The 11927-nt window shown below is 36.6% G+C and carries 14 protein-coding genes and 2 pseudogenes; 6 read left to right on the forward strand and 10 right to left on the reverse strand.

Features of this window, described 5'->3' with window-relative positions; genetic code table 11:
- Positions 1–25 precede the first annotated feature (25 nt).
- The 5 genes from SanJ4206_RS07865 to SanJ4206_RS07885 form a co-directional block, all read right to left on the reverse strand.
- Positions 26–964, reverse strand: coding sequence for an alpha/beta hydrolase (locus SanJ4206_RS07865; RefSeq protein ID WP_003041966.1), 939 nt, complete (start codon positions 962–964; stop codon positions 26–28).
- 38 nt (positions 965–1002) lie between these two features.
- Positions 1003–1770, reverse strand: coding sequence for an alpha/beta fold hydrolase (locus tag SanJ4206_RS07870; protein WP_004224168.1), 768 nt, complete (start codon positions 1768–1770; stop codon positions 1003–1005).
- Between the two features lie 86 nt (positions 1771–1856).
- Positions 1857–2027 carry a methyltransferase domain-containing protein gene (locus tag SanJ4206_RS07875; RefSeq protein WP_005542046.1) on the reverse strand — a complete coding sequence of 57 codons (171 nt, stop codon included), beginning with the start codon at positions 2025–2027 and terminating at the stop codon, positions 1857–1859.
- 29 nt (positions 2028–2056) lie between these two features.
- A complete protein-coding gene (locus tag SanJ4206_RS07880) occupies positions 2057–2803 on the reverse strand; it encodes an alpha/beta hydrolase (RefSeq protein ID WP_003041915.1) in 747 nt (248 codons plus the stop codon).
- A 117-nt stretch (positions 2804–2920) separates the two neighbouring features.
- Positions 2921–3676, reverse strand: coding sequence for a P-loop NTPase fold protein (locus tag SanJ4206_RS07885; protein ID WP_003041884.1), 756 nt, complete (start codon positions 3674–3676; stop codon positions 2921–2923).
- A gap of 701 nt (positions 3677–4377) precedes the next feature.
- Here SanJ4206_RS07885 and SanJ4206_RS07890 point away from each other — a divergent pair.
- The 6 genes and pseudogenes from SanJ4206_RS07890 (at position 4378) to SanJ4206_RS07915 (ending at position 8558) form a co-directional block, all read left to right on the forward strand.
- Positions 4378–5686, forward strand: a pseudogene (locus SanJ4206_RS07890) (transposase).
- A 34-nt stretch (positions 5687–5720) separates the two neighbouring features.
- Positions 5721–6215, forward strand: a pseudogene (locus tag SanJ4206_RS07895) (CHAP domain-containing protein); the annotation flags it as partial.
- Positions 6216–6271: 56 nt separating this feature from the next.
- The gene (locus SanJ4206_RS07900) at positions 6272–6577 is read left to right on the forward strand and encodes a hypothetical protein (RefSeq protein ID WP_000162871.1); all 306 of its coding nucleotides are present in this window, start codon (positions 6272–6274) and stop codon (positions 6575–6577) included.
- Entirely contained in the window at positions 6564–6896 is a 333-nt protein-coding gene (locus SanJ4206_RS07905) for a type II toxin-antitoxin system PemK/MazF family toxin (RefSeq protein WP_002299685.1), read from the forward strand. Before SanJ4206_RS07900 ends, SanJ4206_RS07905 begins: the two co-directional genes overlap by 14 nt.
- Positions 6897–7007: 111 nt before the next feature.
- Complete coding sequence (locus tag SanJ4206_RS07910) at positions 7008–7280, forward strand: helix-turn-helix domain-containing protein (protein ID WP_004224179.1); 273 nt, start codon at positions 7008–7010, stop codon at positions 7278–7280.
- 54 nt (positions 7281–7334) lie between these two features.
- On the forward strand, positions 7335–8558 hold the full coding sequence (locus SanJ4206_RS07915; protein ID WP_157622100.1) for a site-specific integrase: 1224 nt from the start codon (positions 7335–7337) through the stop codon (positions 8556–8558).
- Positions 8559–8663: 105 nt separating this feature from the next.
- On the opposite strand, the gene rpsI is transcribed toward SanJ4206_RS07915, so the two are convergent.
- From rpsI to rlmB, 5 genes are all read right to left on the reverse strand, one after another.
- Positions 8664–9056: a 30S ribosomal protein S9 gene (gene rpsI, locus SanJ4206_RS07920; protein ID WP_003035124.1), complete on the reverse strand. Its 393-nt coding sequence runs from the start codon at positions 9054–9056 to the stop codon at positions 8664–8666.
- Between the two features lie 19 nt (positions 9057–9075).
- Positions 9076–9522, reverse strand: coding sequence for a 50S ribosomal protein L13 (gene rplM, locus SanJ4206_RS07925; RefSeq protein ID WP_003039862.1), 447 nt, complete (start codon positions 9520–9522; stop codon positions 9076–9078).
- A gap of 181 nt (positions 9523–9703) precedes the next feature.
- Positions 9704–10573: a DegV family protein gene (locus SanJ4206_RS07930; RefSeq protein WP_003039559.1), complete on the reverse strand. Its 870-nt coding sequence runs from the start codon at positions 10571–10573 to the stop codon at positions 9704–9706.
- On the reverse strand, positions 10563–11087 hold the full coding sequence (locus SanJ4206_RS07935) for an NYN domain-containing protein (RefSeq protein ID WP_004224185.1): 525 nt from the start codon (positions 11085–11087) through the stop codon (positions 10563–10565). The genes SanJ4206_RS07930 and SanJ4206_RS07935 overlap by 11 nt, the downstream gene beginning before the upstream one ends.
- Positions 11084–11812 (reverse strand): 23S rRNA (guanosine(2251)-2'-O)-methyltransferase RlmB, encoded by a 729-nt coding sequence (gene rlmB / locus SanJ4206_RS07940; RefSeq protein ID WP_022525159.1) that lies wholly within the window; start codon positions 11810–11812, stop codon positions 11084–11086. Before rlmB ends, SanJ4206_RS07935 begins: the two co-directional genes overlap by 4 nt.
- Between the last annotated feature and the right edge of the window lie 115 nt (positions 11813–11927).

The raw sequence follows: 11927 nt of genomic DNA on the forward strand, positions 1-11927 counted from the left end.
TCTTCTGAAAACTACCTGTAGAATATTACAAGAGAAAGCCGTCATTTCTATCTCCCCTTATTACGGCATATATATTTCTTCTTACTTCCTTTGCCTCAGGTAAAAATCCTGCCGCCGCCCAAGCATGCATCATTCTTTCTCCTATGTATGTTTTCATAACCACGCCATCCATTTTAGCTTTTTCTTTTGCCTCCGGCAGCTCTGCTATCAACACTTCATAAGAACCATAAATGATATACATGTCAGGTAGCCCCTTCCATGAGTACTCAATTGGCGATTTCATATATTCCACATTATTTAAATTTATTCTTTGCATTACTTGATCTTGTTCTTTCATGTAGCAAGCCGGAATAATGCAATCAAACTTATCAAGTCTCTCCATCTCTTTCATCTGTTCTTTAGTTGGAGGAATACGAAAGGTCGGAGAGTGCATAATCAATCTTTTTGGCATTGATAATCTCATGTCGTTTTCAAGAATATGCAAACATATATTTTGTGCAAGGCTTGCTCCACTTGATAAACCAAAAAATATAATATCATCTGCATTAAACGCCTTAAGTGCCTCGCTATAAACGTTTAGACCTGCGTCGATAATTTGCAAGCCAGTTGCTTTTGGAAAAAGCGGGTACCATACAATCCAAACTTCAGCCTGACTTTGATTAGCCATATCTTGAGCAAACTCAAAATCACCGGAATCTCCCGGAATGGTATATCCACCACCAAAGAAATATAATACAAGCCTATTTGCCACTTTATTTTTTGGTTTGACGACATAATACAAAGTTCCGCTTGTACACTTTTCTTCAAAATCATAAGATTTATGAAGTTTTTCAAGAGGGAGTTTAGATTTCTGTTTCTTTTCTTGTTTAGCAAAACATTCATCCGGATTTTTTATTACTTTTTTCATCATAGGTTTTACAGTATGACGAAATAAAAATTCCGTTAATTTATATTTAACACTCACAATGCATACCTCCTTAATTCCAAAAATGGCAAATTATTTTATTTCTTAACTTCCATTAAATCTCTGAATTGATTAGCCATTTTCACAGGATAAAGACTTGCCATGCTGCCATGACCCATGTTTTCAAATTTAATAAACTCAGTATTTGGAAAATAAGTTTTCATATATTTGATATCCCATGCACGGGCTTTAGACTCTTTATCACCATACCAATATTGAATACGATCGCTATGTTCTGACACGTTCTTTGGCATAACATAGTTGTTGCAAGATTCAAATGTTCTCCATATCGTTTTATAACTAATAAAATTAAGGACTTTAGCAACATACTTCAATTCCTCTTCGCTGTATTCATCTGTAGAAAATGATTTTTCAAGAAGCTTTAACCCTCCAATTTTACCTATAGAAATCATAAGAAAATCTCTTATGGCAATCATTCTTGTAACAATCCAAGGAAGCTGATATGGTGTTATTGCTCCATCGCAAATAATGTTCCTTATTTTAATTCCGTGATTGGAGAACATTTTTAAAGCGATAGAACCGCCCATAGAGCAACCATACAAAAGATCAACTTTCTCAATTTTATGTTCTTTCAGCCATCCTAATAAATTATCGGCAATTTCTTCTACACTTGTAAAATTTTCGTTTGGATTCTCCTCATCATATCCGGGAAGTGCAGGAACAATAATATGATACTCTTCTTTAAGTATAGATAAAATGTATTCAAAATAGTCCCACATGACTAATGAAGGATGAATCAACACAATTATTTTATTTTTATCAGCTCCAAACTCATGTATGTTCACTAACTCTCCTCCAAAATCCCAATTTTAATATTACTTTTTATAAGCAATCATAACGCCGATGGGTGCAAGCCCTCCATGTATCAAATTCATTTCAGTTGCCCTGAACCGCAAGCAAGTTCAAGTACGTTCATATTTCTATTCAAGTAAGGACGAATATACTCACAAACATTATCATAAACTCCTTTATCCTTCTTCATAAAAGGAGCGTACAGCTTGGCGAATTTATTCCAAAACTTTTTATTGCTTTTATCATTCACTGCTAACACCCTCTTTTCAACAATATGTTTTAATCAATCTCAGCTTTTATCATTTTGCAATACTCTTCTACATTCGTTGTTATCTTTGTACAATGGTTTTGTCCCTTCCATATTCTTAACGCTGCATATGGATACTCTTTTGAAATAGCTCTCTTTGCATATTTTAAATTAACTTCTTTGGATCCATAACAGAATATGCACCTCTTTTGTTCTGCTTCTGATAACTTCGGAAGATCTACAAATGCACAATCATGGCAGATATTTTTAATGCTTTGTTTATCTATTCTGATTAGATTTTCAGTCATCATTCGTCCCTTTGTTTCTCCATATATGCTTATAATTTTTCTATTAGCTGAGTCACTATTTTTAATCGCTTTTTTCCGTTCATATAGAAAAATATTTCTTATAATAAACTCTAAAATACTCGCATTTTGACATAAACTACAGCCCTCAAATAAGGCTTTAACTATCTTTATATCCTTATGCTTTAATAATTCCAATAACACTACTCCACCTATTGATGCTCCAAAAGCAAGAGAAACTTCAGCAATATCATTTTCTTTAAAATAATTGTATAAATTCTCACTTTCTTGTTTTACCGACAAATACTTCCTATCTATCAATTTACCATGAGCAGACAGATCCGGAATAATGTATCTATACTCATTTCCAATATTATCGGCAATTAACTTTTTCATTCCCTCAGCAGAAGAAAGCATCGGATGTATGAGTAAAACTATTTTTTCTTTATCTTTATTTATGTCAATATATTCCATTTTGAACACCTCACAAACGGAAGTTAGTCTACATTAACTAATAATATTTTATCATTTTTAAGCCATTTTTTCTATATCGGCTTTTCATGTTGCTTAACAGTATTTTGCAAAGAAAGGTTAAGCACCTTTTTCGATACTTAACCTTTCTTCTTTACGAATTAGAGATGTGATTAGCTGATAAAATTCATCAATAATTTTTTGTAAAAACTTTCCGCTTTCATCATCACTTTTAGCAATCTTTTGATAGTCTCCTACAAATATTATTGGAAGTTTTCCATGTAGTATGTTAAATAATTTATAGGCTTCATTCTGTCTATCAGTCGTGATTCTATCAAAATCATCAATTACAAGCACCTTATTATTTGACAAAAATTTTGGCAAAAGACATATATACATTGAATCAGATTTTACTTTTAAAAGTTGATAAACCGTAACTATTAAAGCAATTATAGTGCTAAGTATGATGAGAAAATTGTGAAAATAAATTGGTAGACCTAAAAAGATTAATAAGTCCTTTAAATAACTTAGTAATCCTAAATTTATAGCAGGAGTCATTAAGACACTAGTAACTACTGCAATCACAATTAAAAATCTAAGTAGATAATATAAAAATGGATGTAAGAGACTAAAAGCTATCGCAGTCACACTTCTCTCATCATGTGCTTCCCAAAGCTTTAAGTAAATAAATTTAGTGCTTTTTGCTTGCCCTTCCACTTTTTTTAGGAAAGTTGTTTTGCCACTCCCCCATACACCATTTAGAAAAAAAGTTTGAAAGATATCCTCTTCTGTATTTTGCAATTTTTGTAAAATAATCTTAGAAAATGTTTCTTCAGCAACTTTTGTTGAAACTTTATCAAATCTGATTTCTTTCATATCGAACTCCTATTTTAAGTATCGCTTTGTTAATATTAGTATATCATATACTTTTTAATCAAAGAAAAAAAGAAACAGCTAGTAACAATATATTGACTGTTTCAAGGAGACTATGAAAAAGAAAAGTTTTAGCATTATTTATAATATATAGGTGTGGGCTTAAATAAGTCCTAACCTACCCAAACGGCTAGTTTGTTGTCCTATATACTGAGAGGTCCTGACATTTTTATTCCCAGATTCTAAGGCATTTGAAACTGGAAGTAATGAAAAAGATAGTTAGTATCCTTCTATTTGGCTTAGCAACCATATTCTTAATACCATGCTCAAAACAAAAAAGCCTTGATGGGGATTATTATTGGATTAGTGATAATCGAAATGAAAAGATTATGACAGTGGAACTGTTGAGAGTAATGGGGATTCACTATCACTTTAAATACAGATAAGAAAACTTTTAAACTTCTTTTGGAACAACTGAAAACTATTCTTATAAAGATGGTGTTTTTACAGCTAATTTAACGGGAGTTAAAAGAGAATACTATAAAAAAGATAGTAACGCCTACAAAAAGGCTCTGAAAAAGTGGCTCTATAATTTCTGTAGTGGGTAAATCTACTACGGAGATTATGGAGCTTTTTCAGTGTATCAAAAAAGCTCCATAAGACTTATAATGAAAAGCGACTAAACAACTCATTAGGAAGACCTTATGGAACAACTTAAGAATACCACAGAACTCATCGGATTAAAAGACAAAAATATCAAAATCAAGACGGTTTTTAAGGTCGATACCCACATCACGATTGAGGCTAGCCTAGACTATCAGCCTCCACTCTGCCCTCACTGCAAAAGTCAGATGAGCAAGTATGACTTTCAACGAGCCTCTACCATCCCAATCCTTGATGTCCAAGGCATGCCAACAGTTCTCAAACTCAAGAAGCGACGCTTTCAATGTAAGGGCTGTCGTCGTGTAACAGTTTCTGAGACCAGCTTAGTCAAGAAGCATTGCCAAATCTCAAAGCCTGTCCGCCAGAAAATCACACAATACCATACCGAAAAGTTAACTAATACTGCCATCGCTAAGAGACTCCACCTTTCAGTATCTCTTGTCCAACGTCAACTGGAAGCTTTCACCTTCAAGGAAGACTTTACTCGTCTTCCTGAGGTTCTATCAGTAGATGAATTTTCTCGAAACAAGGGACAACTAGCTTTCATTGCTCAAGATTTTGAGACCAGAAAGATTGTCACTCTCCTTGAAAACAACCGACAAACCACCATCAAAAACTACTTTTATCGCTATCCTAGAACTGTTCGTGAGGCGGTTAAAGCCATTACTGTGGACATGTCTGGGGCTTACATTCCAATCCTAAGACCCTTCGCTCTCCTATTTTTAGGCTCAGGCTGAAACAGTCTCTCCCCAGACTGTTTCACTCCCCAAAGCTAAAATCGTGCTTGACCGCTTCCATATCGTCCAACACCTTGGCAGGGCTATGATGGCGACCAGAATTGCCATGGTGAAGACCTTTGACAAGCATTCTCTCCCTTATCGAGCCATGAAGAATCACTGGAGAATCCTGCAAAAGGACAGTCGCAAACTCTCTGACAAACGCTTTTATTCACGAACCTTTAGGCAAACCTTGACTCCAAAAGAAATTGTTAAGAAAATTCTAGATTTATCGGAGGAGCTCCGCTATTACTATGAGCTGTATCAACTCTTATTATTCCATTTTCAAGAGAAGAATACCGACCATTTTATGGCACTGATTGACGACAACCTTCCCTTTGTCAATCCTATATTTACCGCTGTCTTTAAGACCTTCAAGAAATACAAATCCTACATCGCAAACGCCCTGGAGCTCCCTTATTCTAACGCCAAGCTAGAAGCCACTAACAAACTCATCAAGGACATTAAGCGTCAAGCTTTCGGCTTTCGAAACTTCAAGAACTTTAAAACAAAAATTCTCATCGCTTTGAACATCAAAATAGAGAGAACCAATCTGATTCTCTCTAGATGTTAGTGATAAGTCACCCACTACAGTTGACAATGAGCCCCTGAAAAAGAATGCGAGAAAATGGTATAACCTCTTCAAAGACACTTTAACAGGTGATACAGCCAATGCCAAAACACAAGATGGTGGAGGCGTAACTTCTGATGGAGTACCTGCTGGATATAGCCTTACAAAAGCAATCAACACCTCTAACTACACTTCTGCGACTTATCCTTGGGGACAATGTACGTGGTTTGTCTATAATCGAGCCAAAGAGGTAGGCGTTAACTTTGACCCTTATATGGGCAATGGTGGGGATTGGAAGCAGAAAGCAGGCTACCAAACCACACATACACCAACAGAGCATAGTGCGATATCTTTCTCTCCTGGTCAGGCTGGTTCTGACCCAACCTATGGTCACGTAGTTTTCGTGGAGCAGGTCAAATCAGACGGGTCTATTCTCATTTCAGAAGCAAACGCTAAAGGACTTGGAGTTGTTTCTTACCGCACATTTGATAAAGCAACAGCTAACCAATTTACATACGTGATTGGGAAGTAAAAATTTGACAAAAAACTACATTTGTCGTACAATTGAAGTACAAAAGAGGTGATTGTATGACTAAAAAAATGTTTCAAAAGCGAGTAGATTCAGAATTACTAGATGAAGTATCGGTACTATACAAATCCTTAGGAACTTCTGTAGGTGACGCTTTCGTGATGTTCTTACAAAAATCAAAGGAGGTGAATGGATTGCCATTTGATTTAAGAAAACAAGTCCATGCTATTTCTGATAATCCTTTAGAAAGACTAGCTTTGGCAAACTCAAATGTTATCAAAGTGACTGCTTCTAATCCAGAAGCAATCGCAGATTTCTTTGATGAAGACTATCCAGAATACGAGGAAAGACATGGACAACTATAACCCATATGATATTCTGGTAGCAACTATCGCTTTTAGTGATGGGACAGGAGCTAAAAGACGTCCTGCTCTAGTCATTGCAAATAATGAAGAAGTTATCAGAACCTACCGTATCACTAGTCAGTATTCCCGTAAATCATCTTATATCCGTTCAAAATACTTTGAAATAAAAGAATGGGAAGAGGCAGGATTAGTGAAACCATCTTGGATTGATACCGTTCAACTTTATGATTTAGACGTAGAACTTGTTCAAGTTCGCTTAATCGGAAAGTTAACAGAAAATGACCAACAGAGATTTGAAAAATTTTTAAGAGAAAATTAAGATTATACGATTATATTATAAATAATCCTAAAACTTTTCTTTTTCATAATCTCCTTAAGGTAAGGGCTTTATAGCTCTTGCTTTTTTTATTGCCTAAAAGGGGGGGAAACTATGCAAGTTATTTTACCAGAAGAACAAACAAAAGAAATTCAACTTTTTGTTGCAAATCTTATTAAAAATGAGATTGAAACCGTTAAAGAAGATTCAGGACAAATTAGTCCTTTTTTAAATAAAAAGCAGACCTGTCAGTATCTGGGAATTTCAAATAACACGCTGGATATCTGGATAAGAAAGGGAATGCCACATATTCGGATTGGAAAAACAATTCGATTTGATAAAGATAGTATCCGTAGATGGATGATACAACTGGAAAATCACTTTTGATTTCATTATAATAAAGTCAGGGTAATTTTCTAGCTCAGTAAAAAGGAGATTACTATGACAATTACAAAAACTTCAAATGGTTCTTATCGTTTAAAACTCTATGTTCCAACAGAAGCTAGACCTTCTTTGGGAATTTCAGGACATTACTACGATAAGCGTTTTAAAACAAAAAAGGAGGCTAAAGAAGCTGAATTACAAATTTTAATAGATATTAACACTATCCAAAAAGGGGGTGCATTACCACATCAAGCAATCAATGGCGATATTCTCTTCAAAGATTTTTATCATAATGTCTGGTGGGAAGCCTATAAAGCAGGTCAAACGACTTCAACAAATAAACCACCCACTCTTCCAACAGTTAACAATACAGAAACTGTTTTTAGATTACATATTTTACCAATATTTGGAAATTATTCCATTAAATTTTTAAATCAGAATAAAACGGTTGTTTTAAATTTGATGACTGCTAAAGCAAATGAATATGCCAATTTCAAGGTCATACGTAGTTATGTTAATTCTATTTTTGACTGGGCAGAGGAATTAGAATATATTGAAATGAATCGCCTATCTAAAACAATCAGTCGTATTAAGGCTACTAAAAAAATCAAATTACAAGAAGCTAAGCGTGATGAAGATTTATACCTTACTTTAAGTGAGTTACGGGAATGGTTTGAAATGTTCCAAGAAGACCTAGAAAACAAAAAATTGTCGCTTAAAGACTATGTTTTATTTTTTACAACTTTTATCTTAAACGACCGTAAATCGGAAAGCTATGCTTTACAGTGGAAACATATCTCCTTAGATACCTCTGAAATTGGTTTAATCCAAGCCTTGGATAAATATAAGAAGCCTAAGTCTACTAAAGGAGAAAAGAAAACAATTTTTGCTATTCCTCAAGAGCTAACTGTTCTCTTATATCAATGGAAAATTCAACAAAAATCAGAATTAGCAAAATTTGGTATCATTCAAACTCCAGAACAATATGTATTTACTTATATTGACACTAAAGGCAATGTGAATAGCCCTCTGCATGCAGATTACCTTAATAACAAGATGAAATCTGTAGAACGTCGCCATAAAAATCTTAGGCATGCCACTCCTCACATGTTAAGGCATACTGGTGCTACTTTAGCTAAGAAGGCAGGAATGTCTCTGGAATCCATTTCAGAAGCTTTAACACATAGTGATTTGAGTACAACAAAGATTTATGTTAATACTTCAAATGTTGTTCCACTTAGTGCTGGCGAAACTGCTTACAGAGAACTCAAAAATAAATAAGGTAAAAATAAGGTGAATTTTGAGGTGAGTTTTTCAAAAAGTGCACGAAAAAACACCCAATGAGGTAAACATTGAGTGTCTGTAATCGTTGCTGTAAAGCTGTTCTTAACGTTTTGAGAATTGTGAAGCTTTACGTGCTTTCTTAAGACCTGGTTTCTTACGTTCTACCATACGGGCATCACGTGTAAGAAGACCAGCGCGTTTGAGTGAGTCGCGGAAGTCTGGGTCTACTTGGAGGAGGGCACGGGCGATACCGTGACGGATAGCTCCTGCTTGACCAGCGTAGCCACCACCGAGAACGTTTACGAGAACATCGTATTGACCAACAGTTGAAGTAACTGCGAATGGTTGGTTGATGACAAGGCGAAGATCCGCATGTGGGATATATTCTTCAACATCTTTTTTGTTTACAGTAATTTTACCAGTTCCTGGAACAAGGCGAACGCGTGCAACAGCGTTTTTACGGCGTCCAGTACCTGCATATTGTGCTTGTGACATAGCTTATTTGTTCCTTTCCTTAGATAAGTCCTGAAATATCAAGAACTTCTGGTTGTTGTGCAGCGTGAGTGTGTTCAGCGCCTACGAATACTTTCAACTTCATACCTTGAGCACGGCCAAGAGTATTGTGTGGAAGCATACCTTTAACTGATTTCTCAATCAAACGAACAGCATTTTTAGAACGAAGTTCACCAGCAGTGATTGATTTCAATCCACCTGGATACATTGAGTGTGTGTAGTAGACTTTATCAGTTGCTTTTTTACCAGTTAATTTTATTTTTTCAGCATTGATAACGATCACAAAGTCACCTGTATCAGTGTGAGGTGTGAAAGTTGGTTTATTTTTTCCACGAAGTACGCTTGCTACAACGGCAGAAAGGCGTCCAAGAGGTACATCAGTAGCGTCTACCACGTACCATTTACGTTCAACTTCACCTGGCTTAGCCATGTATGTTGTTTTGTTCATGATTTCTCCTATATGAATATCGTTTTTGTTTACAAGGCGGATGTTCCGGTCCGCAAGTTATTTGGAAGGTTCCGGGGCCCTACAAATGGGGTAAACAATACCGCCTACTATCATACCAAATTTTAGGGGTAAAAGTCAATATATTTGATAAATTATTTATGAAAGAACGGTTTCATTTCGCTTAATCTTGATTTTCATGGGCAATACTGAATAGTCCCAAAGTTCCAGGACCCGTGTGAGTGGAAATGACTGGTCCTAATGGTAAAATTAAAACTTCATTGACTTGCTCTGACATAAGAAGTTGCTCTTTTAAGACTTGAGCCACCTCTTGGCTGTCTGCTCCAGCATAAGCAATCACCACGCGTGGGTCAGAAATGCCTTCCAAGGTCATGCGCACCACTTCAGCATGGGCCTTTTTCTTTCCGCGAACTTTAGCCACAGAATCCAGCCTACCATCGGCTTTCACAGCAATAATCGGCTTAATATTGACTAAACTTCCCATAAGAGCTGCGGTCTTTGAAATTCGTCCGCCCCGCATGAGGTGATTTAGGTCATCTACTAGAAAATACGTTTTCACTTTTGGCACTAAAGATTTTATTAAGGCTACTACTTGTTCCAAACTTTGACCGGCAGCTTTCGCTTCCACCGCTTTCATCACCAGAATACCTTCTCCCATAGATGCCGCCTTGGTATCAATAATCCGGATAACCGCTTCTGGAAAATCTTCCAAAACCATATCCCGTGCCATAACCGCACTCTGATAAGTTCCTGACAAGACTGAAGCAAACGCAATATAAAGAACTGGCATACCAATTTCAGCGTAACCACGAAATATATCTTCAAACTGACCGACATTGATTTGGCTGGTTGTTGGTTGACTCCCTGCTTCCATTTTAGAGAGGAGCTGCTCACTCGTTAGCTTCTTCTCTCCGACTGTTTCATAAGTTATTCCGTCCAACTGAATAGTCAAACCAAGGATTTGAACATCATTTTCCAAAGCCCAGCTTTCTGGAAGGTCTGCGGTTGAATCCGTTAAAATTTTAAAAGTCATCTTTCTTTTTCTCCATCATTTTCTGTAAATCGCGCAAGGTTGGATTGTCCATAGGACGCAAAGGTGGTTTTCCCATTTGAAGCTGTTGGCTCATTTGATTCAGATCCGACTTTGTAACAGCTACTCGCTTTTCTAGTTCACGAGCCGATACACGTAAAGCCCCTTGTGCGAAGACAGTCCATTGCTCATTTAAGTCGCTCGTTGCCACAGATACTTGATTTATAGGGTTGTTGAGTTCAGCTGCCAAACGCTCAATGTAATCGTCTGCTGTTTCTTCTTCCTCAGTGAACACAACCGTAACATTGAATTCATCATAAGTCTGGCGAATTCCCGGCATATACTGAGCATCAAAAACACAGATAATTTCTAGCTTTTCAAAACTAGCATAATTGCTGAGTCTGTTGAGCAGAATAGTTCGTGCTGCGTCTAATTCCCCTTTGTTAAAGAGAGAACGAGTCTCCTGCCAAAATGCTACCATATTGTAGCCATCTACTAATAAAATTTTCCGTTTCATAGGCGATTTCTAAATACTTCATACATGAGAATAGCCGCCGCCACACTAGCGTTAAGACTCTGCACATGTCCATTCATAGGAATGGTAATCATTTCATCAACTTGCTTTTTAATATTAGCAGAAATGCCCTTGCCTTCATTGCCGATAATCAGAGCCAGTTTACCTGCCGTATTCCACTTAGTCGAAGGGGTGCCATTCATATCTGTGCCAAAAATCCAAAAACCTGCATGTTTTAGTTTATCCAGAGCTTGGCTGAGATTGGTCACACGAGCAATGGGAATATGCTCCACCGCACCAGTAGAGGTCTTTGCGACGACCGGCGTAACACCAACCGCCCGATGCTTAGGAATAATGACGCCTGTAACATTTGTCGCGTCAGCTGTCCGCAGAATCGAGCCCAAATTATGTGGGTCTGTTAGACCATCTAAAATGAGCAGCAGAGGATTCTCTTCTCGCTCCGCCATTTTCAACATCGCTTCAAAATCTGTATAGGCAAATTCTGAAACACGCAAGACAAAACCTTGATGAACGGCACCGTCTGTCATTTCTTGCAGTGTTTTTTTGCTTGTCCAAGAAATAGAAACCTTTTTTTCTGCTGCCAAATCTTTCATCTTAGCAACATTTTTCCCACGTAGGTCATCTTGAATATAGAGTTTATTCCCAGTATTGGCCATGAGAGCTTCCGTCACAGCATGTACACCGTAGACAATATCGTTATTTTCCATAGCTTTAGTATAACATAAATTTTAAAATGCTTCTTCTTATTTATAAATCACCTTATAGTTAACTTCTATAAAAAAACGCAGGAGTCTTGCATAAAACAAGGCATCCTGCATTTTC

This window comes from Streptococcus anginosus, assembly GCF_001697145.1.
Classification (GTDB): Bacteria; Bacillota; Bacilli; order Lactobacillales; family Streptococcaceae; genus Streptococcus; species Streptococcus hominis.

Bases quoted from the DNA above. Each gene is read 5' to 3' on its own strand.
- SanJ4206_RS07880 (WP_003041915.1), bottom strand. From the start codon at position 2,803: ATGGAATATATTGACATAAATAAAGATAAAGAAAAAATAGTTTTACTC.
- SanJ4206_RS07885 (WP_003041884.1), bottom strand. From the start codon at position 3,676: ATGAAAGAAATCAGATTTGATAAAGTTTCAACAAAAGTTGCTGAAGAA.
- SanJ4206_RS07900 (WP_000162871.1), top strand. From the start codon at position 6,272: ATGACTAAAAAAATGTTTCAAAAGCGAGTAGATTCAGAATTACTAGAT.
- SanJ4206_RS07905 (WP_002299685.1), top strand. From the start codon at position 6,564: ATGGACAACTATAACCCATATGATATTCTGGTAGCAACTATCGCTTTT.
- SanJ4206_RS07910 (WP_004224179.1), top strand. From the start codon at position 7,008: ATGCAAGTTATTTTACCAGAAGAACAAACAAAAGAAATTCAACTTTTT.
- SanJ4206_RS07915 (WP_157622100.1), top strand. From the start codon at position 7,335: ATGACAATTACAAAAACTTCAAATGGTTCTTATCGTTTAAAACTCTAT.
- rpsI (WP_003035124.1), bottom strand. From the start codon at position 9,056: ATGTCACAAGCACAATATGCAGGTACTGGACGCCGTAAAAACGCTGTT.
- rplM (WP_003039862.1), bottom strand. From the start codon at position 9,522: ATGAACAAAACAACATACATGGCTAAGCCAGGTGAAGTTGAACGTAAA.
- SanJ4206_RS07930 (WP_003039559.1), bottom strand. From the start codon at position 10,573: ATGACTTTTAAAATTTTAACGGATTCAACCGCAGACCTTCCAGAAAGC.
- SanJ4206_RS07935 (WP_004224185.1), bottom strand. From the start codon at position 11,087: ATGAAACGGAAAATTTTATTAGTAGATGGCTACAATATGGTAGCATTT.
- rlmB (WP_022525159.1), bottom strand. From the start codon at position 11,812: ATGGAAAATAACGATATTGTCTACGGTGTACATGCTGTGACGGAAGCT.